This is a genomic window from Microcystis sp. BLCC-F209 (genome assembly GCF_041928595.1).
GTDB lineage: Bacteria > Cyanobacteriota > Cyanobacteriia > Cyanobacteriales > Microcystaceae > Microcystis.
Map to the genome: position 1 here is coordinate 24,147 of NZ_JBHFLL010000021.1, position 25,912 is coordinate 50,058.

The 25,912-nt window shown below is 43.1% G+C and carries 20 protein-coding genes and 1 pseudogene; 9 read left to right on the forward strand and 12 right to left on the reverse strand.

Translation table 11 applies throughout. The features are described 5' to 3' along the window. Position 1: 1 nt before the first annotated feature. The gene (locus tag ACE1AQ_RS00990) at positions 2 to 1,903 is read left to right on the forward strand and encodes an ArsA family ATPase (RefSeq protein ID WP_008204882.1); all 1,902 of its coding nucleotides are present in this window, start codon (positions 2 to 4) and stop codon (positions 1,901 to 1,903) included. Positions 1,904 to 1,985: 82 nt separating this feature from the next. Continuing rightward, complete coding sequence (locus ACE1AQ_RS00995; RefSeq protein ID WP_110544596.1) at positions 1,986 to 3,830, forward strand: AAA family ATPase; 1,845 nt, start codon at positions 1,986 to 1,988, stop codon at positions 3,828 to 3,830. Between the two features lie 126 nt (positions 3,831 to 3,956). Here the strand turns inward: ACE1AQ_RS00995 and ACE1AQ_RS01000 are convergent, their stop codons facing one another. Next, positions 3,957 to 5,531 carry a B12-binding domain-containing radical SAM protein gene (locus ACE1AQ_RS01000; RefSeq protein WP_008204878.1) on the reverse strand — a complete coding sequence of 525 codons (1,575 nt, stop codon included), beginning with the start codon at positions 5,529 to 5,531 and terminating at the stop codon, positions 3,957 to 3,959. A gap of 887 nt (positions 5,532 to 6,418) precedes the next feature. Between ACE1AQ_RS01000 and ACE1AQ_RS01005 the strand changes: the two genes are divergently transcribed. Then, positions 6,419 to 7,519, forward strand: a complete 1,101-nt coding sequence (locus ACE1AQ_RS01005; protein ID WP_008204874.1) for an alkene reductase — start codon at positions 6,419 to 6,421, stop codon at positions 7,517 to 7,519. 40 nt (positions 7,520 to 7,559) lie between these two features. After that, positions 7,560 to 7,742, forward strand: a pseudogene (locus ACE1AQ_RS01010) (DUF2887 domain-containing protein); the annotation flags it as partial. On the opposite strand, the gene grrA reads toward ACE1AQ_RS01010, so the two are convergent. The 6 genes from grrA to ACE1AQ_RS01040 form a co-directional block, all read right to left on the reverse strand. After that, positions 7,705 to 8,079, reverse strand: coding sequence for a GrrA/OscA1 family cyclophane-containing rSAM-modified RiPP (gene grrA, locus ACE1AQ_RS01015; protein ID WP_008204872.1), 375 nt, complete (start codon positions 8,077 to 8,079; stop codon positions 7,705 to 7,707). The pseudogene ACE1AQ_RS01010 and the gene grrA sit on opposite strands and share 38 nt — an antisense overlap. A gap of 14 nt (positions 8,080 to 8,093) precedes the next feature. Then, on the reverse strand, positions 8,094 to 8,993 hold the full coding sequence (grrP, locus tag ACE1AQ_RS01020; RefSeq protein ID WP_008204870.1) for an extracellular substrate binding-like orphan protein GrrP: 900 nt from the start codon (positions 8,991 to 8,993) through the stop codon (positions 8,094 to 8,096). Between the two features lie 88 nt (positions 8,994 to 9,081). After that, positions 9,082 to 10,251: a PQQ-dependent sugar dehydrogenase gene (locus ACE1AQ_RS01025; RefSeq protein ID WP_110544609.1), complete on the reverse strand. Its 1,170-nt coding sequence runs from the start codon at positions 10,249 to 10,251 to the stop codon at positions 9,082 to 9,084. A gap of 73 nt (positions 10,252 to 10,324) precedes the next feature. Further along, entirely contained in the window at positions 10,325 to 11,284 is a 960-nt protein-coding gene (locus ACE1AQ_RS01030) for a NodZ family protein (protein WP_106908760.1), read from the reverse strand. A 95-nt stretch (positions 11,285 to 11,379) separates the two neighbouring features. Further along, a complete protein-coding gene (locus ACE1AQ_RS01035; RefSeq protein WP_008204865.1) occupies positions 11,380 to 11,667 on the reverse strand; it encodes a hypothetical protein in 288 nt (95 codons plus the stop codon). A 327-nt stretch (positions 11,668 to 11,994) separates the two neighbouring features. After that, complete coding sequence (locus ACE1AQ_RS01040; RefSeq protein WP_008204863.1) at positions 11,995 to 13,065, reverse strand: type I restriction endonuclease; 1,071 nt, start codon at positions 13,063 to 13,065, stop codon at positions 11,995 to 11,997. Between the two features lie 199 nt (positions 13,066 to 13,264). Between ACE1AQ_RS01040 and ACE1AQ_RS01045 the strand changes: the two genes are divergently transcribed. Further along, a complete protein-coding gene (locus tag ACE1AQ_RS01045; protein ID WP_008204861.1) occupies positions 13,265 to 13,714 on the forward strand; it encodes a DUF29 domain-containing protein in 450 nt (149 codons plus the stop codon). Between the two features lie 12 nt (positions 13,715 to 13,726). Continuing rightward, positions 13,727 to 14,476 (forward strand): amino acid ABC transporter ATP-binding protein, encoded by a 750-nt coding sequence (locus tag ACE1AQ_RS01050; RefSeq protein WP_002784428.1) that lies wholly within the window; start codon positions 13,727 to 13,729, stop codon positions 14,474 to 14,476. Positions 14,477 to 14,711: 235 nt separating this feature from the next. On the opposite strand, the gene ACE1AQ_RS01055 is transcribed toward ACE1AQ_RS01050, so the two are convergent. The 4 genes from ACE1AQ_RS01055 to ACE1AQ_RS01070 all read right to left on the reverse strand — a co-directional run bounded on the left by ACE1AQ_RS01055 (position 14,712) and on the right by ACE1AQ_RS01070 (position 22,338). Continuing rightward, on the reverse strand, positions 14,712 to 16,277 hold the full coding sequence (locus ACE1AQ_RS01055; RefSeq protein WP_008204855.1) for a sodium:proton antiporter: 1,566 nt from the start codon (positions 16,275 to 16,277) through the stop codon (positions 14,712 to 14,714). Positions 16,278 to 16,444: 167 nt separating this feature from the next. Beyond that, complete coding sequence (locus ACE1AQ_RS01060) at positions 16,445 to 19,747, reverse strand: efflux RND transporter permease subunit (RefSeq protein ID WP_110544598.1); 3,303 nt, start codon at positions 19,745 to 19,747, stop codon at positions 16,445 to 16,447. A 6-nt stretch (positions 19,748 to 19,753) separates the two neighbouring features. Further along, on the reverse strand, positions 19,754 to 20,953 hold the full coding sequence (locus ACE1AQ_RS01065; protein ID WP_008204851.1) for a hypothetical protein: 1,200 nt from the start codon (positions 20,951 to 20,953) through the stop codon (positions 19,754 to 19,756). 251 nt (positions 20,954 to 21,204) lie between these two features. Beyond that, positions 21,205 to 22,338 carry a glycosyltransferase gene (locus tag ACE1AQ_RS01070; RefSeq protein WP_008204849.1) on the reverse strand — a complete coding sequence of 378 codons (1,134 nt, stop codon included), beginning with the start codon at positions 22,336 to 22,338 and terminating at the stop codon, positions 21,205 to 21,207. A gap of 285 nt (positions 22,339 to 22,623) precedes the next feature. On the opposite strand from ACE1AQ_RS01070, the gene ACE1AQ_RS01075 reads away from it, so the two are divergent. The 3 genes from ACE1AQ_RS01075 (at position 22,624) to nblS (ending at position 25,333) form a co-directional block, all read left to right on the forward strand. Beyond that, positions 22,624 to 22,803 carry a hypothetical protein gene (locus ACE1AQ_RS01075; protein ID WP_002800600.1) on the forward strand — a complete coding sequence of 60 codons (180 nt, stop codon included), beginning with the start codon at positions 22,624 to 22,626 and terminating at the stop codon, positions 22,801 to 22,803. A gap of 75 nt (positions 22,804 to 22,878) precedes the next feature. Further along, entirely contained in the window at positions 22,879 to 23,226 is a 348-nt protein-coding gene (locus tag ACE1AQ_RS01080) for a DUF4359 domain-containing protein (protein ID WP_002737573.1), read from the forward strand. Between the two features lie 115 nt (positions 23,227 to 23,341). Further along, the gene (nblS, locus tag ACE1AQ_RS01085; protein WP_008204843.1) at positions 23,342 to 25,333 is read left to right on the forward strand and encodes a two-component system sensor histidine kinase NblS; all 1,992 of its coding nucleotides are present in this window, start codon (positions 23,342 to 23,344) and stop codon (positions 25,331 to 25,333) included. On the opposite strand, the gene ACE1AQ_RS01090 is transcribed toward nblS, so the two are convergent. Next, positions 25,314 to 25,673, reverse strand: a complete 360-nt coding sequence (locus tag ACE1AQ_RS01090; protein WP_110544600.1) for a hypothetical protein — start codon at positions 25,671 to 25,673, stop codon at positions 25,314 to 25,316. The two genes, nblS and ACE1AQ_RS01090, sit on opposite strands and share 20 nt — an antisense overlap. Positions 25,674 to 25,912 lie beyond the last annotated feature (239 nt).

Below are 25,912 nucleotides of genomic sequence, written 5' to 3' on the forward strand. Positions count from 1 at the left end.
TATGACTAACTTTAACTTGGTAAATAACTCTCTAAGTTGCTATGACACTCGACATTTAGTTATGTTTAGTGGCAAAGGAGGAGTGGGAAAAACCACCCTTTCCTGTGGATTTGCTCGCCGTTGGGCTAAATTATTTCCCGAGGAACAAATCCTATTAATCTCAACCGATCCTGCTCATTCTTTAGGGGATGTATTGCAAACAGAAGTTAGCGATGAGGCATTACCTGTAAAAGACTTACCTAACTTAAAAGTTAGGGCATTAGATGCGGAAAAATTGCTCTTAGAATTTAAAGAAAAATACGGAAAATTTTTAGAAACTTTAGTAGAACGGGGCAGTTTTGTTGAAGGAGAAGATTTAACTCCTGTTTGGGATTTAGACTGGCCAGGTTTAGATGAAATTATGGGTCTATTAGAAATTCAGCGATTACTTATTGACAATGTTGTAGATCGAATTGTTGTTGATATGGCTCCCTCTGGTCATACCTTAAATTTATTGGAAATTAAAGACTTTTTAGAGATTATTCTCAATTCTTTAGAGTTGTTTCAAGAAAAACATCGTGTTATTTCGCAAACTTTTTCAAAAACCTACAATGCCGATGATGTGGATGACTTTTTAGTCAAAACACAAGCAGAATTAACCGAAGGCAAACGAATCCTACAAGATCTGGATTTTACCCTTTGTTTAATTGTGGCAATTGCCGAACCGATGAGTTTATTAGAAACCGAACGATTACTCAATAGTTTGCATCACTTAAATATTCCCTGCGGCAGATTATTTATTAATCGCATTCTAACGGATCCTAATCAAAATTTAGATCGCTACAGTGAGCAACAGCAACTCCTCGATAAATTCCTAAAAATTCCAGGTCAAGAGACAATTTTCACCCTGCCCCAACAGGCAAAAGAACCCCTAGGAGGTGAAGCATTAGATCAGATCATGAGTCAAATTGAAATTATCGAAAAAGTAGAATTTATGGCCCCGCCTCCTATTCAATGGCCGCAAAAAATTCTGCCGAGTTTTAGTGATTTTATTGACGACAAACGCCAACTCATTATCATTGGTGGCAAGGGAGGGGTGGGAAAAACCACCGTTGCCGCAGCTATTGGTTGGGCGTTAGCTAATCGTCATCCCGAGCAAAAAATTAGAATTATTTCTATTGATCCTGCTCATTCTTTGGGAGATGCCTTTGGGACAAAGTTAGGACATCAATCCACACAATTAACTGCTAATTTAAGTGGTCAAGAAGTTGATGCTAATATCATTTTAGAAAAATTTCGGGATGATTATTTATGGGAACTGGCAGAAATGATTAGTGGTGAAGGTAAGGAAGAAGGGAACATCAAACTAGCTTATACTCCAGAAGCTTGGCGACAAATTGTCGCTCAATCTCTGCCAGGAATTGATGAAATGTTGTCCCTAGTAAAAGTAATGGAGTTATTAGACCAGAAACAACAAGATTTGATTATTTTAGATACGGCTCCTACCGGTCATCTCCTGCGATTTTTGGAAATGCCAACGGCTTTAGGAGATTGGTTAAGTTGGATTTTTAAGCTTTGGATGAAGTATCAAGATGTCTTAGGGCGTGTAGATTTAATGGGACGATTGCGAATCTTAAGACAACAGGTGATGTCTGCCCAGAAAAAACTCAAAGACCCCCAACATACAGAATTTATTGGAGTTTTGCAAGCCCAAGATGCCATCGTTGCCGAACAACTGCGATTGACAGCATCTTTGCAAAAAAAGGGAGTCTATCAACGTTACGTCGTGCAGAATCGTTATCATGCTAATGAGGAAATTGATCGGGATTTATTCCCAGATCAAACTTTGATCCGCTTACCCAGTTTACCTCGGTCTGTAGAACCGCTAGCCCGGGTCAAAGCCGCGGCAGATCTGTTATTTTAAAGGTAATTAGTCTTTAAAGTCGGACTTCTTAACCCCATCTATCACCCAGTCCCCATCCTTCACTTGACTCAGGAGAAATTTTATGGTAGAACTATTCAAAGGCTTTGAGCAATTAGTCGAACTGGCTAAAACCTTAGAGGAAAAACTGGAAAAAGGGGAAATTAAAACCGAAGTGCAGTTTAACTCTCGTCCCTTGAGTAACATCCCCCGTGCTGGCGGTATTCCCCGTTCAGGGGGAGTTTCTCGCCCGAGCAATGCTGGTGGGGATGATTTTGAGGTGAATCGCAATCGCGATACCCCCACCGATTCAGGGGTTGAAGACAGTGTGACACCACCCGAAGGACCGACCACGGCTTCCCTGAAAGATGTTGGTGGCTTGACGGAAGTGATTAAAGAACTCAAGGAACTAATTGCCATTCCTCTGAAACGCCCCGACTTATTGGCCAAGTTAGGACTTGAACCCACTCGCGGCGTTCTCTTAGTCGGCCCCCCTGGAACCGGTAAAACCCTGACTGCCCGTGCTTTGGCCGAAGAACTCGGTGTTAACTATATTGCCTTAGTCGGACCAGAGGTGATCAGCAAATATTATGGGGAGGCTGAGCAAAAACTGCGGGGAATTTTTGAGAAAGCCAGTAAGAATGCGCCTTGTATCGTTTTTATTGACGAAATTGATAGCATGGCACCCGACCGCAGTAAAGTTGAAGGGGAAGTCGAAAAAAGACTGGTGGCCCAATTGCTCGGTTTAATGGATGGCTTTGCCCAAAGCCAGGGGGTGATTGTTCTAGCGGCGACAAACCGTCCCGACCATCTTGACCCCGCCCTCCGTCGCCCCGGACGGTTTGACCGAGAAGTCCTCTTTCGGGTGCCTGACCGCAAGGGCCGTTTAGAAATCCTGCAAATTCTCACCCGTTCCATGCCACTAGATGAATCAGTTTCCTTAGATCTGATTGCCGATAATGCGGTGGGATTTGTCGGGTCAGATTTAAAAGCCGTTTGCCAGAAAGCGGCCTATAGTGCTTTGCGGCGCCAGGTTCCTACGATTGACTCGCGAATTCCAGAAACAATGACGGTAGTCCAAGCCGACTTTTTGCAAGCCCTTAAAGAAGTTAAACCGGCGGTATTGCGCTCTGTGGAGGTGGAATCTCCCCATGTGGCCTGGGACAATATTGGCGGACTTGAACAGATTAAACAAACCCTACAGGAGTCTGTGGAAGGGGCATTACTCCATCCGCAATTATATACGCAAACCAAAGCCCAAGCTCCCAAAGGTATTTTACTTTGGGGTCCCCCTGGAACGGGAAAAACCTTATTGGCCAAAGCGGTTGCATCTCAGGCGCGAGCTAATTTTATTAGTATTAATGGACCTGAGCTTTTGAGTAAATGGGTGGGGGCGAGTGAACAGGCGGTGCGTGAGTTGTTTGCCAAAGCTCGTCAGGCAGCCCCTTGTGTGGTTTTTATTGATGAAATTGATACTTTGGCACCGGCAAGAGGTCGTTATAGTGGGGATTCAGGCGTGAGTGACCGGGTTGTGGGACAAATCCTCACGGAGTTAGATGGGTTGCAAACGGGGGCAACGATTTTAGTGATTGGAGCCACTAATCGCCCAGATGCCTTAGATCCAGCCTTATTGCGAGCGGGACGTTTGGATTTACAGTTAAAAGTTGATTTACCGAATGCCTCTAGTCGTTTAGCAATTCTGGGGGTCCATAATGATGAACGTCCTTTAGAGGATGTGGATTTAGGCCATTGGGCCGAGGCAACCGAAGGCTGGAATGGCGCAGATTTAGCGTTATTATGTAACCAAGCGGCACTGATGGCAATTCGTCGTTATCGTCATCAGGGAATGACTGACCCAACTGAGATTCGCATTACAACGGCTGATTTTAATCATGCTTACCAACTGTTGATTGAACAGCGTGCCAATTGATTTTTTTTCCCCCTTACTTTAAGTAAGGGGGGAGAATCTCAACTCAGGAAAACCATCCTAAAAAGGAAAATTTGCCAAAATCTCTGCGATCAAATGAGCCACCACCCATATTGGTATAAGTTTAGTTTATGCCGCTATCGGTGGATTTAAAGGGCCAGCTTCTGTCATCCTTGCTTTCTGTTGCTTCAAATCGGCTAGTTGTTTTAGCAATTGTTCTCTTACTTCATAGCGATAGGCAAAAAAATGCTCACCTATCCCTAGGGTCGCTAGATACTCTTCTAGCAGACGGGGCTTGACCCAAGCAATCACCGCCAGTTGCCACCAGAAACGGAACCGCGTCGGTCGGACAATCCCCTGCCGCCAGAGCAAGGAACGGAACAATTGCCACTGTTGCCAATCTAATTTACGGTTCGATTTGCCGCGCCATCCCCCCATCATCATGAAATGGTTGAAGGTTCGTTTCAGGTAGTTAACAGGCTCGTAGATTTCCCAGAAAGCATCGATGTATTCTTCGGTAATCTCTTCCACCGGGCGAGTTGGCTCAAAGTTCATCATCGCTCCCTGATGGAAAGTACCCATGCCATCCACCAGACGACCTTCCCGTTGCAGGCGATTCCACAGGGCAGTATTTTGCAGTGCCTGGAGCAGGCTAAACTGCCCCTGGGGAATACTCGCCTCCATAATAAAATCTTTGATCCGCTGCCCTGCGCCAGATTTCTCATTGTCAAAACCGATAATGAAGCCAGACATAATCTGCAGCCCCATGCGGGTAATTTTGTGACAGGATTCGATCAGGGATTGGCGGGTGTTTTGAACCTTGTTAATGCCCATTAAGCTATCGGTATCTGGTGTCTCAATCCCCATAAACACCAGCACAAAGCCGGCCTTGACCATTAACTCAATCAGTTCGCTGTCTTCGGCCAGATTAAGGGAAGCTTCCGTAATCAGTTTAAAGGGATACTGGTGTTGTTCCATCCAGGGGATCAACTCCCGCAGAAACACCTTGGCATTCCGCTTATTGCCAATGAAGTTGTCATCGACAACAAAAATGTAGCGCCTCCAGCCCAGTTGGTATAACGTCTCCAACTCAGCCAACATTTGTTCTGGGGTTTTGGTGCGAGGTTTGCGGCCATAGAGGTTGATGATGTCACAAAATTCGCATTGAAAGGGGCAACCGCGAGAAAACTGCACGGTAATCGCCAGATAGGCATCCAGATCTAGTAGATCATAGCGGGCGATCGGTGTCATGGTGACATCGGGTTTCTCACTGGCTCTAAAGACACCACTCGGTTCACCCCGCTCCAGGGCCGCCAGGAACAGCGGGATTGTCAGTTCTCCTTCATCCAGAATCAGGTAATCTGCTCCAGCTTTTTGGGCAACTTCTGGATAGGAGGTGGGGTAAGGCCCGCCCACCGCCACTTTTTTACCCAACTGCAACCCTTTGGCAATCAATTCTTGAAAGTCCTTTTTCTGAATGATCATGGCGGAGATGATGACCAAATCGCACCACTCCCAATCGGAAGCCGTTTCTAATCGGACATTGCGATCAACAAACCGGATTTCCCAATCCGATGGCAATAGGGCTGCCACCGTAATCAAACCCAGGGGCGGATTGGTTGATCTTAAACCGGCTAGATCTAAAGTCTCTTGATAGGACCAAAAGGAGTTGGGCATCAGCGGCCACAGTAATAGGGCTTTCATTCAGGTGTCTCCAATGAAGAAGCTAGATGCTTTACATACTAGCCACAAAGCCCAAGTCGATCAAGACTTTTTTTTTACTCATAAATTAGTTCTAAATAAATTGTGAAAAAATAGCTATTTTTTGGAGATTAGCACAATTGAATGCACGATGCTTGCTAAAAACCCGTGTTTTACCATTTTTATCAACGCAATGTAGAGGCTGTTTGCCTCTTTTGGGTATTTTTGGGTAGGTTTGCTAAAAAATCCTGATTCTGACAAACCCTCTTAAAATTCGCAAGCTCCGAATAGTAGAGGTTTCAGTCCCTAGTCAGTCTGTTTTATCGGTAAAACACGAGTTACTAGACATCTCGACCATGACTATTTATGGTCAGGTAAACATAAGCGTAGTTAGACAATTTTATACCGACATGGACAAAAAATTTTCTCCTATTAATTTTCGTCTTTATGACAAGCGGCAGGGAAAAACCAAGAAGGATGACTTGAGAGAAATGGTCAAGGAGGTGATGGAATGGGGGTAGTTCCCTCATACATAATTTGGGATAGATCGATCTGTAGTATTATTTGGCCGATTGGATAGTTTAGGTTCCTATCTCTTGAGATTTAAGCAATATTTATGATCCCAAAATTACCAAGAAATTTATCATAAATCAACTATAAAAAATATAGTTTATGTCTCTTTAATTTTCGACAATAAATAAATTAAATAACTGGTAATTATAGTCAAATTTATGACCAAAATCAATTATATTCAGCTATTTGTCCGATTAATTCTCCTCCCTTAGGAGAGGGACAATCTCGCAGATAGACAGTCAATCATCTTCGGGTGCGATTGTCTGGTTTTAACTAATTGCGGTAAAATTAACCTAAATTCTCTATCGGCAAATTCGATGACTGCCTTCACTACTTCCCTAGCTCTTTTAAGTCAATTTAAATTGGGAGATTTAAACTTAGAAAATCGTCTTGTGCTTGCTCCCATGACGCGAGCGCGAGCCGGAGAAAAACGTCTGGCCAATGAGATAATGGCCGAGTATTACCGGCAAAGGGCCAGCGCGGGATTAATGATTACGGAAGCGACGGTAATTTCTCCCCAAGCTAACGGTTGGCAAAATACCCCCGGTATCTACACCGATGAACAAGCGCAAGCATGGCAAATGGTGACAAAAATCGCCCAAAGAAAAGGAACACCACTTTTTTGTCAATTGTGGCACTGTGGTCGCGCTTCTCATCCTAGTTTTCAGGAAAATCGGGCTTTACCCGTTGCCCCTTCCGCAATTAGGATTAAGGGGGAGTCGTACACACCCATAGGTAAACAGCCCTACGAGACCCCTAGAGCCTTAGAAACCGAGGAAATCCCCACAATTGTCGCCGATTACCGCCAAGCCGCTCAGAGGGCAAAATTAGCGGGGTTTGATGGCATAGAAATCCATGGGGCTAATGGTTATTTAATCGATACTTTTCTACAATCGGCCACTAATCAGCGTCAGGATAAATACGGTGGCAGTTTAGAAAATCGCTATCGTTTTTTACAGGAAGTAGTCGAGGCAATTTTAACTGTTTTTCCCAGTCATCGGGTGGGGGTGCGTCTGTCTCCCAATGGGGTTTATAATGACATGGGTTCCGAGGATTTTCGAGAAACTTTTCTCTATGTTGCCCAAAGATTAAATGAGTACAATTTAGCTTATTTGCATCTGCTAGATGGCTTGGCTTTTGGTTTTCATGAAAAGGGTCAACCGATGCTTTTATCCGAGTTTCGGGCTGTTTTTAATAGTGCTTTAATCGGCAATTGTGGTTATACAAAAGAAACTGCTGAAGCCGCTATTAAGTTAGGAGATGCGGATTTAATTGCTTTCGGTCGCCCCTATATCAGTAATCCCGATTTGGTGGAAAGATTCGCCAATAATTGGCCCCTTAATCCCGATGCTGAGATGAAAGATTGGTATTCTTTTGACAAGGAAGGTTATATCGATTTTCCCAGTTATAAACCCTAGTTAGATATGTGCAATCAATTGTGTCTAGCTACTTATCCATAATAACTACCGCTTTGACTCAGTGGAAGTCAAACAACTTCCCTTTCGCCTTGATGGAGTCTTTCAGCCTCAAAATAATAACCCGAGATTTCATCGTCAAACCGGGGTGGGGACGAGGATAAAGTTATCCCCTCACCCAACCTTACTTACCAACGATTTAAGAAACCGCCACCATTACCCCAGCGCGGTCGGGAATTAAAGAAACCACCACCGTCAGACCAACCATTGCGCCAAGGCCGCGCATTAACGAAACTACCACCGCGACCATCTACCCAACCACCGGCACGACTATTCCCCCAACCGCGATTGCCACCATCTCCCCAGCCTAAAGCTTGTAAACTAGGGTCGGCAGTACCTTCTGGCAGTTGGTTAACTCGTTCGCGTACAGCGCTAGATAGACGACTTAAACGCGCTTCAATGGGATTAGCCTCCTCTGAGGCAGCCTGGGCAGTGCTAGTCAGACCGAAGGCAGATAAAGCGAGAAGAAAGCCGACTAAACCGGTTTTATTGCTGATATTCACCTGAATTTCTGCTCCTATTTGGCTTCTTGGGGATTAATTTGGGCGTGTTCGATAACTTTGAAGGCAAAAAACCCCTTTAATAATTCTGGGGGGATGGGAACCATGCCTTGACTACCGAACCAGCGATCGATTTGACTAACGGTGGCCGTATCATTGGTGATGTAATCCTGCATCATTTTAACAATGGCATAGTTGACATCATCCAAAAAAGTAGAGTTATTTTCAGGAACCATGCAAGCAATGCCAAAATTAGCTAGAGCTTCTTCGGGGACGATTTCGTAAGCTTGAGGGTTATCTCTGAGGATTGTTCCCGCTAAAGAAATGCTATCCCCCGCTATTGCGTCAATTTTACCAGTTTTTAAAGCTTCGATCGCTTCTTCTACGGTGCTGTAGGTAGTAACAATTGTTGCCTGCGGTTGTACTAATTTAATCACATCCACGGCCGCAGAAGTGGGAACCAAGGCGATGCGTTTACCGATTAGGGATTGAGGAGTGGAGAGATTGCTACCCTTTTTGGCTAAAATCCTAATCCCAGAAATGCTGTAACTGATGGAAAAATCGACCACTTTCGCCCTTTCCCAAGTAAAAGCCGTACTACAGGCGATATCGATGTCCCCGCTACGAATGAGATTAATTTTCTCTCCGGGTTGGTTCGCTTCCACCATTTGCAGGGTGACGGGACGACCGAGACGAGTTTGCAATCGTTTTCTAATTCGTTCCAACACATCCATAGAATAGCCGACTAATTCCCCCTTATCATTGATGTAGGAGTAGGGAATCGCATCAAAACGGGTTCCTACGGTCAAAAATCCCGTGCGAGCCACTTTTTCCACCACTGTTTCCGCTAAACTTGCACTGGCGAGGAACATAGGTAATATGCAACCCAGTCCCACTAACTGTAAAATTTTCTTCATAAATCGAGTGCTTGCTCCCGTACAAACATAACTATACTAGAATTCACTAAAAAATCTTCAGGGCTTCCATAATAATTTCTGTGAACTTTTACAAATTAGATGGCGGTTCAAGGCGAATTAATTGACCGTTACCTTCATCGGTGAGCAGGTATAAAAATCCGTCGGGACTTTGACGCACATCCCGCACCCTCTGACCGATGGGAATCGCTTCTTGATTGATAATTTCACCCGATTTATCCACTGACAGACGGCGAATATCCCTGGAAACTAAACCACCGGCGAATAAATTTCCCTGCCAATTAGGAAAGCGATTACCGGTATAAAAGACCAATCCCGAAGGAGCGATCGCAGTTGTCCAAATTGTTTTCGGATCAATCAGACCGGGTCGAGATTCTTCGCGGGAAACCGGGGTATTAGTGCCGTACTCTTGACTAGCAGAAACCACTGGCCAACCATAATTTTTACCTTTTTCAATTAAATTTAATTCATCCCCTCCTTTCGCTCCGTGTTCTGTTGCCCAGACTCTTCTAGTCATCGGATCAAAGCTGATTCCTTGAATATTCCGATGGCCATAACTCCAAATTTTAGAACCCGCAAAAGGATTATCTTTCGGTATAGAACCATCGTCATTGATGCGGATAATTTTACCTAAATGACTTTGCAGATTTTGGGACTGTTTTCTAATTAAATCTCCCGCTAATTGTAGGGGAGGATTACCCCCGTCCCCAATCGCTACCAATAAAGTGCCATCCGGTAGCCATAATAACCGCGAACCGAAGTGTTGAGAGCCGGTTTTTGCCTGGGAAACTTCAAAAATAACCTGCAAATCTCGCAAACTTGTACCATCATAAACCGCACGAGCGACGCGGGTACGATTAGCCTCCTGGTCTCCGTGGGCATAAGTTAGATAAATCCAGCGATTTTGGGCAAATTGGGGATGAATTGCCACATCGAGCAATCCTCCTTGTCCGACGGCAAAAACTTCGGGAACTCCAGCGATGGCTTTTGGTTCTAATTTGCCCTCTCTAACCACTCTTAAACGACCGGGACGCTCTGTGATGAGGATTTCCCGGTTAGGTAGCCAAACCATCGACCAGGGATGCTCTAAACCCTCGATTACGGTCACTTTTTGCCATTGATTTCTCTGGGAATTATTCGCCGAAGTTAATACATTTGCACCTTGACAACTGGAGATAATTATGGTAATTAAAACGCTAGATACTAAAGGCGAGAAAAGGCGATTGAAAGAATTAAGCATTAGTTGGTAACTCCCCAAGTTTGCCATGGCATAGACATCATTAAGGTTGGTTCGGGTTAATTGCTCGTACAAACTATTTTGCAATACCTCTAATTTTCGCTTTGACTTTTTCAATGAATGAAGAAGAATTAACATCGTGGAGATGTTGTTTACTGGCTTTACTTAGGATTGATGCCACTAAACCAAAGGAGGACTGAGAAGAAAAAATCAAATCATTACAACTGGCTAACAAATACATATCCATTAATGCTTCTATGCCATTTTGAACGCGATCAGGACATTGATCCCAGTTCTGGTGCATTCTTTCTCCCGATGGTGGAAACCATTTTGGTGTGGTGATAATATTTGGGAACTCCTCTTGAAATTTTTCAACAACTTCTTGAGAATCTGTCGCCAAGAAAATGCTGTTAAATTTATTGTTTTTGTTGATTTTTTTAGTATTAGTAATTAGCTTATCTAAAGGAATCTTCATGTCTGTATATCTAACATGAACGCCTAGGGTATTCACTCCAAAGTAAGATGATCGGAAATCTTCGATAGACTGAACAATTTCAGGTTTCAGGCTTAGATGAGAGTTTAATACCTGTTTGATAATAGTACGATCATCCATTTTTGCCAAGTAATCGAACTTCCCATGAAAGAGTTGTCTCATCTGGTTGATTTTATGAGTATAGGCACAGAAAACCAGAATCTCACTCTCATAATTTGTTCTAGATAATTCAACCGACATAGATTGATCCGAAATCCTTAAATCTTTTCTTAGTCCACCAAAAGATTGATCTAACTTATCAATCCATATCTCAGGATAGACAGACTTGGTATCAGGTATAGATTCTACTGAAACGGTCTTTGGACAGTTAAAAAATAGAGGGAAGGAGTTGATATCGTCATGACAATAAGTATTATCCCGCCAATCAATAACTAACTGGCGATTACTAATTTCACTATAGATTATTGCACCACAGGCGGCCAGAATTCGGTTTCCCATGCCAGAGGAACCTTTACAAATCAGAAATTTTCTAGAGCTATTCATATTTTCTATTAAGTATCTACTAAACTATAAACCTAGGCGACGGCGAGCTCTTTTCAAACTAAAGGGGGAGTGAGCCATAAATAGCTTCACAAATTCTAGGCGACGCAGATAGAATCTGTTGGGTTAAACCCTTTAAAACGGATCTTCTCGACTTTGTGTGATAATTTTTGCTTATGTAAGGTTAAATGCTTACTGGGCAATACTTTTAGGACTATTTTGTGGAAGAAACTATCAGTATAAACCTCGTTTCCACACAGAAACCAGAAGATACTTAAAACTTCCTTGAGTAGGTCGGAACGAGTAAAAACTGTTAAAATAACTGGCGGCAAAGAACTAGGTAAAGGCACCTCATCAAGAGACATTGGTAAACTTGTTAAATTCATAGACTACCGCAAAACAAAAATTTTAACATCTGCACAAATCATGCCCAATATGGTAACACCTTAATTTGACTGTGTCAAGCTTGATCACACTTAGATAACTCCCAGCTAGAATTTTTTGACCTTAACTGGAGAGAAAACTTTTATTATAATGTTCTATCTCCTGTCTCCTTTTCATGACCACTTACTTAACCGTAACTTTCTATCCCTAGATAAAATTTTGCATAGTTAGCGATTACTAAAAATTATATCATTGAAAACCCCTATCGGTCATTAAAGGGATAAGGAATAATTATTTTAGATACTTTATGTTTTTTCTCACCTGCTTCTCTAAGTATCTTGAGTCAGATAGCGGATGCGAGATTTCAGAAATTCAGCGACTCCATAAATTTCATCAAGACTGTCTATATTCGTGGTTGCTTTTTTACCAGTTTCAAAGTTATCGGGAATACTGATTGATTTCTTGCCAGTTTTTTCATTGAAGCACAGACGACAGACTGTTTTAGTTGGTTTTCCATCTAAGTTGATACCAAAATAACTTCTAGTGTCTTTGTATTGAATCCGTGCGGTATTGATTTCTTCCCGTAGAATTGATTTAATAATGTAAAATACTTCCAGTTTTTCGGGATTAATTTCAGGTTCCTCTGTTTCTTCTGGTGGAGTATCTTCTGCTGGTGTATCAGGAGGATTTTGTCCAGTTTTTTTGATGATATCATTGATATACTCTTTGAGAGAATGCTTAATAATTTCTGTGAATTTTTCAACAACCAATGCAGTTCTCACTCCAGAATACACATGACTAACAAAAAACTTAACAAATTCGGGGGAAGGATCATTTAATTGCTGGGCAATCACTTTTTTAACTTCTTTGGTGTACAATAAATTGCGAGCAGCCTCTTTTATTTTGCCAGAATTGAAGTCAGATGTGCTAGTGCTAGATTTAGAAAAACGTTTTAATTCGTTAACAGAAGAGTCGTCAAAGTCGAGAATGTTAAACTCAAAAAATGGCTTATTGTCCATGATATTATCCTTGACGATATCCGTATAAAACCGATAGATAATCCCATTAGTTAAAACTCCAAAGTTAGCTCCAGTTGCATTAAAATATCGATGCAGTTGGGAACTATGTTTAGGATGCTCAAGATTTTGATGACAGCTTTTACATTCCATCAAAATAATCGGTTGATTGTCCAAACAAATAGCATAATCTACTTTTTCTCCTTTTAATCCAGTTAAATCGGCACTATATTCGGGGTGAACTTCCATGGGATTGAACACATCGTAACCCCATGCTTGCAAAAAAGGCATAATAAAAGCTGTTTTGGTTGCCTGTTCGTTTTGGATTTGAGAACGAGAGGTTTCAACTTTTTGAGCAATTTCTTTGAGTTTATCGATTTCCATGATAGCCTCATTATCTAGGATGTGTGGGTTCTCAGCCTAACCATAATTTAACCTTTTTTTTACATCAGGGTCAAGCATTTTTTACTGTCATCATCATTGATTCACAAATATTTACACTAATCCAGTGCCATCCGGATATTTTGTGCTATCATTTCTAGGAACGGGTTATTTTTCTTATGTCGCCATTTGATCAAAGATAATGCTTGCTTTAGAACAGCTTTATGAACGGGAGTATGATCGCTGGTTAAGCGAGACGATCGAGTTATTAAAAAATCGTCAGTTCGATCGGGTAGATTACGAACATTTAATCGAGGAGTTGGCAGCTTTGGGACGAAGCGAAAAAACTGCTGTTAAAAGTTTAAGTTTACAAATAATAATCCATCTCCTAATTTATCAATTTTGGACAACAGAAAAAGAAAGAAATAGTAATCATTGGGCGGCAGAGATTATCCCTGTTCGAGTACAATTAGAAGATAAGCTCACCACCAATTTAAGCAAATTTCTAGAACTAGAGTTAGAGAATATCTATGAAAATGCCCGCTTAATTGCCGAAAAAAAGACAGGATTAAAAAATTTACCGATAATTTGTCCCTACTCTCTGACACAAATTCTTGAGAAACAGTGGTTTCCCGATACAGATAATCAATAAACTCTCAAAAATATGGACTCTCACAACAGTGAACCGATTATAATTGCCGAAGCTGTGGAAAAATGGTATGATAACCGCTTTCATGCTTTGCGGGGAGTCAATCTCACTGTGAATAAACAGGAAGTGGTCGTGATTATGGGTCCGTCTGGTTCGGGAAAATCCACCTTTATCCGCACTTTTAACGGGTTAGAATCCTATCAAAAAGGCCGCATTATTATTGACGGAATAACTGTGTCCCACAACCTCAAAAATATCGAGGCAATCCGTCAGGAAGTTGGCATGGTTTTTCAACAATTTAACCTATTTCCCCATCTGACGGTATTAGATAATGTCACCCTCGGGCCGATGTGGGTGCGCGGTTGGAAAAAAGCGCAAGCGGAGGAAATAGCGAGAAAACTCCTCGAAAAAGTTGGTATTCTCGAACAAGCGCTTAAATATCCCCCTCAGTTATCGGGAGGACAACAGCAGCGGGTGGCGATCGTTCGCGCTTTGGCCATGCAGCCGAAGGTGATGTTATTCGATGAACCCACCTCAGCTTTAGACCCAGAAATGGTGCGAGAAGTCTTGGAAACGATGCAAAGTTTAGCCAAATCGGGGATGACCATGGTTTGTGTCACCCACGAGGTAGGATTTGCGCGAGAAGTGGCCGATCGAGTGGTATTTATGGATCAGGGTTTAATTTTGGAAATTGCCCCCCCAGCAGAATTTTTTAATAATCCTCAATCCGATCGAACTCAGCAATTTTTAGCAAAAATTCTTTGATTTTCCATGACTTGCTCTGCAAAATTAAGTTATCGAGCAGCTATCGAGTCAAAATATCGGCTCTTTTGGATTTGGTGGGTAAAATGTATTCTAAGATACAGTCCTGCTGGCGAGGGAGTGGAAGGAACCACAGAGACACAGAGGACACAAAGATCGATCGAGCCTATGTGAGTTAAACTCATCACACAAAGAATAAGATATCCGAAGATTTTGGATTTTTGCCAGAAATCTATGATTAAACCATCTCTTTTTCTTTTTCTACCTCGACTAAAAGGGGAACGAGATTTTCATTTAAACGACCGGCTCGAATTAGTTCTGCGTAGGTATTAGCTTCGATATCAAGTAAAGTATCTTGAAATTGTTCGGCCACCACGTCTTTTAATTGTGGGTTTTCCTGTAGTAATTTTTGCAACTGATCGCCCAAGGACTTTAATTGTCCTTCCACCAGAGTTTTTTTGTCGCGATAAAATTCGGGATCGATATCGGGAAAACGTTCTGGTTGTTGCAGATAATTAGACACCCTAGTTAAAGCAATCTGACGAGCAATTAAGGCCGAATATTCGCTCCGAATCGGTTGATCACCAATAAGATTGAGGGCATTTAACAGCCATTGTATAGATAATCCTTGCACCAATAAAGTAAATAAAACCACCCCAAAAACCACGTCAATAATTTCTTGACGGTAGGGGATAGAGGTAGGAACACTTAACGCTAGGGCGATCGAAACCGAACCGCGCAATCCTCCCCACCATAACACCGTTCTTTCCTTGAAACTGATCCTATTACCCGTAATTAGGTTACTAATTCCCCCTAGTCCAAAAATTGAGAACAGACGGGAAACCACCATAGCGGCGATCGCTATTAAAATCCCGGTTAAGTGACTGCCGAGACTCTCAAAACGAGTTTGATCACCGATCAGTAAAAAGATGATGGAATTGACAAAAAAGGCGATAAATTCCCAAAATTCGCTAACTACCAGGCGCGTGCGGGGACTCATACCAATGCGCGAACCGAGATTACCGAGAATAATCCCGACAATTACCACCCCAATCACACCGGATCCGCCTAATTTTTCCGTGACGAGATAGGTTCCATAGGCAGAAACTAGGGTGAGAGACTGTTCCACAAAAGGCAGATCGAAGCGTTGGGTAAGGTAGGAAATGCCGAAACCGATCACGCAACCCACACCGATGCCAATCCCCACAAAGGTGCAGAAACGAGCGATCGTCACGGGGACGGAAAAGGTATCGACTCCCAAGGGAATCCCCACCAAGAGGACAAAAGCCACCACAGCGACCCCATCATTAAAGAGACTTTCCCCTTCCATCAGGATCGTCAGTTTTTTACTGGCCCCCAATTCTTTAAATAGGGCAATCACAGAGACGGGATCGGTGGCAGCTAGGGCAGCACCCAACAGAAAAGCGATCGATAGGGGTAAATTGGCAAAAATATGTAGGGGATAGGCGACTCCCAAAACGGAGATAATCACCCCGATAACGGCAAAAAGGACGATAGTAACCCAATATTCCTTTAATTTAGCCCAAGGAATATTCCAAGCGGCTTCAAAAAGGAGGGGAGGCAGAAAAATTTCCAGAATTAATTCCGGGGAAAGATTAACTAGACGCAAATCTAAAAAAGCTAAACCCATACCGACAATAACTAACAGCAGGGTGTAGGGAATTTTGCGGAGGAAGGCAACGGTTCTCGATAAAGTGGCGACACTCAAGGAAATGGTCAAAACTAGCAGGAATTGCTCTAAATTATGAGCGATCGCCTCGTTAGCAGTAGATTCTAGACTCATTATTTTCAGTTATCAGTTATCAGTTATCAGTTATCAGTTATCAGTTATCAGTTATCAGTTATCAGTTATCAGTATTAAGTGGCAATTGCGGGGCTTTCTTTTTTCTTTTCAGTGATTACTGTTTACTGATTACTGATTAATGATCACTGAAAAAGTCTCCTAACACCCTAGTCATTCGGGGACTGAGGAGAGATTTTCAAAGAGGAAATGACCCCTTCTTCTATGGGGGTTTCTGATGTATTTCTTTCGCCACCGAGAGAAGGAGTTTTACTATTGCCAGAACCGCCACTTTTCGGGGGTTTCGAGGAGAGGAATCGGGCCTCGAACTGTTTGATCAGCACATACAACACCGGGACGAGAAATAAACTCAACACCGTGGAAATCAGATAACCGCCTAGGATTGCAGTTCCCAGGGACCAACGACTCATCGCCCCGGCACCGGAAGCGATAACCAAGGGCAAGAAACCGACTAAACCGGAAATAGCCGTCATCAGAATCGGTCTTAAGCGTTCCGTCGAGGCCCGGGCTGCCGCATCGGGAATACTTAAACCCAAAGTACGGGACTGGTTAGCGAATTCCACGATTAAAATCGCATTTTTAGCCGCTAAACCGATCAACATGACCAAAGCCACCTGAGCATAGATATTATTATTCACCGTCGGGAAGAGACTACCCACTTGTAGGAAATTCGCCCGCAACAGTAAGGCCCCCATGGCACCTAGGATCGCTAGGGGAACCGTAATCATGATGATAATCGGGTCGATATAGCTTTCGTACTGGGCTGCAAGGACGAGGAAAACCACGATAAAGGCTAATCCGAAGATAATTGGGGCAGCCCCGGCGGAAGTTTTTTCTTGGAAAGCCGTACCCGTCCAAGCGTAACCGAAACCGGGCTGCAGGACTTTCCGACAAACATCTTCCATCACTGCGATCGCCTGTCCCGTGCTAAAACCGGGGGCGGGACTACCCTGAACGTTAATCGAGGGATAGAGGTTAAAGTTAGTGATAATCGGTGGATAGGTGAAGCGTTTGACGCTAACCAAACCCGATAGGGGAATATTGGCCCCGGTACGGGAACGGACGTAAAGACGGTTAATATCTTCGGGATTAGAACGATAATCCGCTTCTGCTTGGGCAAAGACTCGATACAAGCGATCGCCTAAGACGAATTGGTTAACGAAGTTGGAACCGAGATAGGTTTGCAGGGTACCGAAAACGGCCTGCATATCGACGTTTTGGGCCTGTAGCTGGTTGCGATTGATGGAAAGTTCCAGCATCGGCGTGTCGGTGGTAAATTGGGTGAAAATTCCCGATAATTCCGGTCTTGTTCGGGCCTCGGCCATGACGTTATTAGCGTTGGCAATCAAAGCGTCCATGGGAAAAGAAGCGCGGTTTTGGATAAATAACTCGAAACCGCCAGTAGAACTTAATCCATCCACGGGGGGCGCATTAACGGCGAAAGCGCGAGCATCTGGGACTTTAGTGGCTAATTGTTGGTTAATTTTCCGCAGAACCCCGAAAACTGACTTATCTTCCCCGGGCCGTTCCGACCATTCTTTTAACTTGACAAAAAATAGTCCTTGGTTGCTACCACTTCCGGCAAAACTAAAGCCCGCCATACCGACAAAGTGTTCGATTTCTTCGATACCGTCGAGAATTTCTTCGTTAATCTGACGGATAACCTGGTCGGTGTAGCGCAGGGAAACCCCGGGGGGTGCTTGCACCAAAACGAAGGCATAACCTTGGTCTTCTTCGGGGATAAAACCCTGGGGAGTGGTGTTGTAACTCCAAGCTGTGAGAAAGAGGGCGGCGATAAAGAAGGGTAAAACCAGAAAGCGAACTCGGATCAGAAATTCGATCGAGCGTCGATAACCTTCTTTAACTGCGTTGAAACCCCGATTAAAGCCCTCGAAAAACAGTCCCAAGGGTCCGCGGGTGCGTTGGGGCGCTTTCATGATAATCGCCGACATGGTGGGGGAAAAACTGAGGGCGTTAAAGGTGGAGATGATAATTGAAGCGGAGATGATGACGGCAAATTGTCGATAAACGATCCCCACCGTACCGGGGAAGAAGGTGACGGGAATAAAAACCGCTAGTAGTACAAGAGAACTAGCGATCACCGCCGAGGTTAACTCGCCCATGGCATCGAGGGCAGCTTGCAATGGCCGCATTCCCTGCCGTAATTTTTCCGATACCGCTTCTACGATCACGATGCCGTCGTCCACCACTAAACCGGTGGCCAGAATGACGGCAAACAAGGAGAGGTTATTGAGAGAATAGCCTAAAGCCAGGGCGACGGCCATGGTTCCGATCAAAGATACGGGAATAGCGATCGCCGGAATGATCGTGGTGCGCCAATCCTGAAGGAAGATAAAAATGACGAGAATAACCAGTAAAATCGCCTCCACCAAAGTGCCAACGGCTTCTTCCAGGGAAGCGGCGACAAAGGCGGTATTATCGAGGGTAATGGCGATATTTAACCCCGGGGGAAAACTCGGTTCTAGTTCCGCCATTTTTTCTTTTACCAGTTTGGCAGTATTCCAAGCGTTGGAACCGGGCAACTGATAGACGATATAGACGACGGCGGGGGATTTGTCGAAATAGGCGGCGGTACTGTAGTTTTCCGCTCCGATTTCTGCGCGTCCCACGTCTTTAATTCGGATTAAATCGCCATTTTCCCCGACTTTGACGACGATATTTTCTGCTTCCTCCCCGGTGGCCACCCTACCAACGGCGCGAATCGCGATCTGGAATTGCTGATCATCGGGACTGGGATCACCGCCAATTGTCCCCGCACCCACCTGAATATTCTGTTCTCGGATTGCCTGTACTACTTGTTCCGCCGATACACCCCTAGCGGCTAAAGCATCGGGATTAAGCCAAAAACGCAGGGCGTATTCCCTCTCCCCGATGATGGTCGTACTACCAACACCCTCGATCCGGCGAATCTCGGCATCGATGACCCGATCGACAAAGTTACTTAAAAAGACCGTATCGTAGGGATAATTGCCCTTTTCGTCCGGTTTGGCGGAAATCCCGTAGGCAAGGGTAACGCTGGGGGATTGGGTATTAGTTGTCACCCCCTGCCGGTTCACTTCTTCCGGTAAACTGGCGGCCGCGGTACTGACACGGTTTTGTACCAAGACTTGGGCAATGTTACGATCCATTTCCACCGGGAAAAAGACATTCACCGTACTTTGTCCGGTGTTGGTACTCTGGGACTGCATATAAACAATCTGTTCTGTCCCGTTAATCTGGCGATCGAGTACCGTGGTAACGTTATCCTGTACGGTTTTGGCATCGGTTCCCAAATAGTTGGCATTTACCGCTACCTGAATAAATGCCAACTGGGGCAGTTTTTCTAGGGGTAAAAAGGGAACAGCGATCGCTCCGATCAAAACGATTAAAATCGAGCAAACTGTGGTCAGAACGGGTCTTTTAATGAAAGTATCGGCAATACTGAGGATCATAGGGCGTTACTGGTTCATCTTTTCTAGGATAGTTGCGGCGGTGGGAGATTTACGAGTCAGATAATTAAATATTAATAGTTTAAAGATGGTATCTAGGATAACGGGAACAGTGGCCACAAACAAGCTAATGAATGTAATATTCTCGCGCCAACCAAAGTGCCGGAACAAAGTTTCTAAGATTACCGTCCAACCCTCCGCCGAGTGAAACCCGACAAATATATCGGTAAAGAGAATAAAAATAAAGGCTTTGGTGATATCATTTAAGCTGAGAAAATAACGACTAACATAAGCTCGCGTAATTGCCAATTGTTGACGACCAAAAATTAAGATCGAAATAAAGGCTATTAATCCCGTGAGATCCGATAGTAAGTTTTTCCAACCATCTTGACTTTCATAACCAGCTTCTCTGAATAATTCTTGCACCTGTTCCCGAAAGGTTTCTTCTGATTCATTCCCTACTTTTGCTACTCCTAAGACGTGCTTGATTTCTTCAATTTCTTGAAGTCTAGCAAATTCCCTGAGATATTTTTCGCCAATTTCTTGAGAAATATAAACTTCTGATATTTTCGCTCTATCCACACCAAAATAGTTTAAAACAGGGCTAAAAATAAAGTTCCTACTAATAACCTGCACCAAGAGAGGAACTAAAATAATAATCAGGATAAAACGAATAGCAATCCGTTGCTGTTGTCGCAAGGTACGGAGTTGTTTAATAACGGTTTGTTCGTATTCGGGGGTTAATTCTTGCTGGAAGTTAAAAAATTTATTACCAGTTGCAGGAGAAATTATCTGGTTATCTTTATCCCTGGGTTTATCATCGGTGAGATTGGTATTAGGCAGATTTGGGGTTTGATTATTCGGTAATGGGGGCAGCAATTCCCCTAAGTCTAGGCGATATTTACCGATAATATCCTCGATCGCCTTTAAAGTCTCTAGGATGTTATTATTTTCTGGGTTAGTTTGCGGATTGATAAAATTACCCAGACGCACTTGAGTTAAATCGAGACGTATCTGTAATAATTCTCGCTCTAGGGTACTTTGAAAGTAATCATAAACACTTTTTCCTCCCACGGCAGCCGGGGAAATTTTTTGTCCCCCAAAATGTTTATCTTCGATCGCTTTAATTTTCAGCGCTCTCTGATAAGCTGATTCTAAGGCCACTAAAGAGCGTCTTTCTACCCATTGATTAACTCGATTCCAAGGCACGGCTATAATCCTCGCTTTTCTGTCATCACAATCACCACGGTAAGCTATCAGCGTTGGCTAGATATCTACTTTCGAGAAATATCCATAATATTATTACATTTTGAGCGCAGGTGATGCACTCCCACCATTGAGGAAATACAACGTTTCTCATCAAAATAAATTGTAGCCTAATTTGTTATCGACGACCGATGACTGACTCCCTAAAACGAAAACCTCCTAGCTCTCCCTTAAGATAAAGGCTATCATTAAATTTAGCAATAAATTTTAGAGATTGAATGTTCCTCGACAAATAAACTATAGTTACTTTGAAAGATTTCAGGAGTAAATCTATTAGCCTGTTGCCGACAATTTTCTGGAGCAATTTTATCAGCGTGATCAACAAAATATTTAACTGCTTCTACCAAAGATTGGGGATTTTGTTCCCCAAAAAGTAATCCTGTTCCCTGGGGAGAATTTTCCCGCAGATCTCGCACGGTTTCTAAAGCACCTCCGGCAGCAAATGCAATCACGGGAGTACCACAAGCTTGCGCTTCCACTAAAGCAATACCAAAATCCTCACAAGCAGCATAAATAAACGCTTTTGCTTTCGACATATATTCTGCTACCATTCGATCGGACACTGCCCCTAAAATCTGAATGTTATCCCTTGCTAAATGTCGGATTAAAGCCATCTGGGGACCATCTCCAATAACCACTAGGGGTAATCCCAATTGATTAAATGCCTCCACAATTAAAGGGACTTTTTTATAACTAACCAAACGAGAGACTACTAAATAAAAATCTTCTTTTTTCTCTTGGTAGGGAAAACGCTCAATTTGTACGGGAGGATAAATAACTTTTGCCTCCCGTCGATAACAGCGCCAAATTCGTCTAGCGGTGTGGTGGGAATTAGCCAGAAAATAGTCCACACGATTAGCAGAAATCACATCCCACTGACGCAAACCATGCAAAAGATAACGGGTGAAAATACCGGGTAATCCCTGTCCTAACTTACTATTAGCCAGATAGTCAAAAGTTAAATCCCAAGCATAACGCATCGGAGTGTGACAATAACAAATGTGCACCTGATCCGGTCGAATTAACACCCCTTTAGCCACACAATGGGAGGAGGATAAAATCATATCATAATCCTCTAAATTTAACTGCTCGATCGCTAGGGGAAGAAAAGGTAAGTATTTTTGTACGCCATTTCTCGCTTTCGGGAAATTTTGCAGAAAAGTTGTCCCGATCGAGCGACCATAGAGATAACTATCGGGATTAGTGGACTCAAAATCGATCAAAGCGTATAAATCCGCCTCTAGACATTGTAAAATCTCCCTAACCACTAATTCCGATCCCCCCGTCGCCTTTGGGGTTAACCACTCGTGAACCAGAGCGTACTTCATAGGATAATCAATAATCTCAGCCGTAATTATAGCAGTAAGGGATCAATAGTTCACTTTCTGGTTTTCTCTTCCCCAAAATTACCGATACCTATCCGATCAAGGTAAAAAACACCAGAAAGAAATTATTAAAATTTTCCAGAAAAATTGCAAAGTTTAGTAAAAATTACTAGCAAGATCAGATGATCGAGTTCATAATGGGGATCAAGGAAAAAATAGACTTAAACCGATTGGGATCAAGAAAAACTAGCTTGATATACAGAAGATAACTAATTAATGAGGTTTGCTATGATCACCCTGCAACAAGTGCGCTGTCCTAATTGTGGAAATTTTGCCGAAAGACAGCATATTTTAGAACACCATCTCGTTAGCACCGCCTGTTCTCACTGTGATTATCTGTTAATTAGCTGCAGTCTCACAGGAAATGTACTAGAGTGCTATGCACCCGGTATTGGTTTAAGAAATTAACACTGCCCCCTAGCCGGATCGAAAATGTCTTGTCAAAATTAGAGTGAGAAGACAAAATCAAGGAGCTAAGTAGCTATGGGGGGTAATTTCTTCAAGGGAGCGATCGCCCTGGGGGTAATAGCGGGGATTATGGGATTTACCAATCCCCCCCAAGAACTTTACAGCGAATACGCCGCCGAAAAACTCCTCGCTCATGCCGACAAAATTGCTTGCGAGAAAATCAGTCTCTGTGACTCGATCGATTCCTTGCCAGTGGCAGCCAGAAATGTGATCAAAAATCAAATCTTAAAACCAGCGATCGAAACCTCTAGTCAACGGCAAAATTTAGGTGTGTTCAGTATTTACACCACAGAAGTACCGGGGGTGGCTAAAATTAGAACTATTGGCGCTTTTGGGCATTTCTTAACTTTCTCGGAGACTTAGGCTTTGATTAGTGCCGGTTTAACGGCTACCAGCTTAATAATGAGTTAAGATGATCGTGTTAACCCGCGATTTGAGCGATAGAGTCGTCAAGAATACAGATTAATGCTGCCTAACCGTGTTTAATTTTCTGCCCATTCTCCGAAAAGCGATCGCCCGTTGGTGGTCCGAATTCACCCTCCAAACTAAATTAATGGCTGCGGCTACTTTAGCCGTTTCTTTGTTGATGAGTGGTTTAACCTTTTGGGCGGTTAACACGATCCAGCAGGATGTGCGTCTCAATGATACCCGTTTTGGCCGGGATTTAGGGCTGTTATTAGCCGCTAATGTCTCCCCCCTCATTGCTGAGGACAATTTAACCGATTTAGCCCGTTTTTCAGCCCGTTTTTATAGTAGTACCTCCAGTGTTCGTTATTTAATCTACGCTAACGAGGAGGGTGAAATATTTTTCGGTATTCCCTATTCTACCGCCGAAGTTAAGAACTCCCTGACGATCGAGCGTCGCATTCAATTACCAGAAAATTATGGCGAAAATGGGGAAACTCCCCTCATCCGTCAGCATAAAACCCCCGACGGTGAAGTCACCGATGTCTTTGTTCCCTTAAATCATGAAGGCAAATATTTGGGAGTGTTAGCGATCGGGATCAATCCTAACGCTATTGTGGTGGCTTCTTCTAATCTAACCCGTGATGTTACTATTGCCGTTTTTGTCTCGATTTGGGCTATGGTGATTCTCGGGGCAGTTTTTAATGCTTTGACTATCACCAAACCGATCAAGGAGTTATTAGTCGGGGTAAAAAATATTGCAGCGGGAAATTTTAAGCAGCGCGTTGATTTACCCCTGGGAGGAGAGTTAGGGGAATTAATTCTCAGTTTTAATGAAATGGCGGAAAAATTGGAGCGATACGAGGAACAAAATATCGAAGAAATGACCGCCGAAAAAGCGAAACTAGATACGTTAATGTCCACTATTGCTGATGGAGCAATTCTCTTAGATACTAACTTTCAATTATTATTAATTAATCCAGCAGCTCGGGAAATATTTGGCTGGGAAGATCGGGAAATTATCGGTAAAAATGTTTTACATCTTTTTCCCTCGGAATTAACAGTTAAACTAACTAAACCCCTCTATCAAATTGCGGCGGGAGAACCACTCCAGAATGAAGAAACCGCTAATCAAAATCAGAAAAATGCTGTTATTAATCAGGAAAATAATAACTATGCCCCAGCGGAATTTAGATTATCTTTAACTTACCCGAAACCCTGCACAATTCGCATTTTGTTAACTCAGGTATTCGATCAGTATCGGGAGAATGTCCGGGGAATTGCCATGACGCTACAGGATATCACCAGAGAAACAGAATTAAATGAGGCAAAAAGTCAATTTATTAGCAATGTTTCCCATGAGTTAAGAACACCTTTATTTAACATCAAATCTTTTATTGAAACCCTGACAGAATTTGGTGAGGATCTCAGCGATACAGAAAAAAGAGAGTTTTTAGAAACCGCGAATCATGAAACCGATCGCTTAACTCGTTTAGTTAATGATGTTCTCGATCTTTCTCGGTTAGAATCCTCGCGTAACTATAACTTAGATGCGCTCGATATCGGACAATTAATCGAACAAACCCTAAGAACCTATCAACTCAATGCTAGGGATAAAGGACTAGAATTAAGCTCGGAAATTGAAGCCAATTTACTACCAATTTTAGGCCATTATGATCTACTCTTACAGGTATTAACTAATCTAGTTGGTAACTCCCTAAAATTTACTCCTGCCGGCGGTAAAGTGGTGATCCGTGCCTATAAAATAAGCAGAGATAATCCCCAAGAAACTCTCAAAATTCGCGTAGAAGTATCCGATACTGGTATTGGCATCGATGCCGAGGATCAAAGTGCCATATTCGATCGCTTCTATCGGGTAGAAAATCGCGTTCATACCCTAGAAGGGACGGGATTAGGATTATCGATAGTTAAAAATATTATTGAAAAACACTATAGTCAAATTAATCTGATTAGTGAAGTGGGAATTGGCACAACTTTCTGGTTCGATCTAGACCTATATCAAGGCTTGATCGCCAGCAAAAAAATTAACGACGTGAGTTTATAAAAGCCAAAGCAATACTGGCCAAAATCAGGGTTAATAATAGCAATAATCCCTTATTTCTGAGACACCAATTTTTCAACATCCTAGGCAGCGGGAGAGGAGGAATTTTTTCGGCTACTATTTGGCTATTTTTGTATAAAGTGCAACTGGTAGCGTAGGGACGTTGGGGAAAATTACAGCTATCATCGCCATGATAAAGACAGGTTTCACATAAAAACTCACCCGTGACGGCTTGATGTAGGGTCATACCGGGATGACCATAGGCCTTGAAAATATTAGCACAGTAGGGACATTGTAAGGCTTGACTATCGACCTTGTGCTGACAACGAGGACAGGTAATCATGATCGCTAAATTTTCCCTTTGAGGATTGTCATTGCTAAGGTAGATCCCCCCGCCTATCGGCACCCCCCTTATCAAGGGTAGATCCCCCCGCCTATCGGCACCCCCCTTATCAAGCTATCCCTTATAGGGATCTTTCTTAACAATTTTTGCAGTAAGCACTCCAACCCTTATCCTGACTTGATTTCAGTTTTTTCTTTGTCAGTAAGGGTGTCAACAAGGAATATTACAAATTGTTAACC

Excerpts from the sequence above, each read along its gene's own strand:
- ACE1AQ_RS00990 (WP_008204882.1), top strand. The coding sequence starts at position 2 with ATGACTAACTTTAACTTGGTAAATAACTCTCTAAGTTGCTATGACACT.
- ACE1AQ_RS00995 (WP_110544596.1), top strand. The coding sequence starts at position 1,986 with ATGGTAGAACTATTCAAAGGCTTTGAGCAATTAGTCGAACTGGCTAAA.
- ACE1AQ_RS01000 (WP_008204878.1), bottom strand. The coding sequence starts at position 5,531 with ATGAAAGCCCTATTACTGTGGCCGCTGATGCCCAACTCCTTTTGGTCC.
- ACE1AQ_RS01005 (WP_008204874.1), top strand. The coding sequence starts at position 6,419 with ATGACTGCCTTCACTACTTCCCTAGCTCTTTTAAGTCAATTTAAATTG.
- grrP (WP_008204870.1), bottom strand. The coding sequence starts at position 8,993 with ATGAAGAAAATTTTACAGTTAGTGGGACTGGGTTGCATATTACCTATG.
- ACE1AQ_RS01025 (WP_110544609.1), bottom strand. The coding sequence starts at position 10,251 with ATGCTTAATTCTTTCAATCGCCTTTTCTCGCCTTTAGTATCTAGCGTT.
- ACE1AQ_RS01030 (WP_106908760.1), bottom strand. The coding sequence starts at position 11,284 with ATGAATAGCTCTAGAAAATTTCTGATTTGTAAAGGTTCCTCTGGCATG.
- ACE1AQ_RS01035 (WP_008204865.1), bottom strand. The coding sequence starts at position 11,667 with ATGAATTTAACAAGTTTACCAATGTCTCTTGATGAGGTGCCTTTACCT.
- ACE1AQ_RS01040 (WP_008204863.1), bottom strand. The coding sequence starts at position 13,065 with ATGGAAATCGATAAACTCAAAGAAATTGCTCAAAAAGTTGAAACCTCT.
- ACE1AQ_RS01045 (WP_008204861.1), top strand. The coding sequence starts at position 13,265 with ATGCTTGCTTTAGAACAGCTTTATGAACGGGAGTATGATCGCTGGTTA.
- ACE1AQ_RS01050 (WP_002784428.1), top strand. The coding sequence starts at position 13,727 with ATGGACTCTCACAACAGTGAACCGATTATAATTGCCGAAGCTGTGGAA.
- ACE1AQ_RS01055 (WP_008204855.1), bottom strand. The coding sequence starts at position 16,277 with ATGAGTCTAGAATCTACTGCTAACGAGGCGATCGCTCATAATTTAGAG.
- ACE1AQ_RS01060 (WP_110544598.1), bottom strand. The coding sequence starts at position 19,747 with ATGATCCTCAGTATTGCCGATACTTTCATTAAAAGACCCGTTCTGACC.
- ACE1AQ_RS01070 (WP_008204849.1), bottom strand. The coding sequence starts at position 22,338 with ATGAAGTACGCTCTGGTTCACGAGTGGTTAACCCCAAAGGCGACGGGG.
- ACE1AQ_RS01075 (WP_002800600.1), top strand. The coding sequence starts at position 22,624 with ATGATCACCCTGCAACAAGTGCGCTGTCCTAATTGTGGAAATTTTGCC.
- ACE1AQ_RS01080 (WP_002737573.1), top strand. The coding sequence starts at position 22,879 with ATGGGGGGTAATTTCTTCAAGGGAGCGATCGCCCTGGGGGTAATAGCG.
- ACE1AQ_RS01090 (WP_110544600.1), bottom strand. The coding sequence starts at position 25,673 with ATGATTACCTGTCCTCGTTGTCAGCACAAGGTCGATAGTCAAGCCTTA.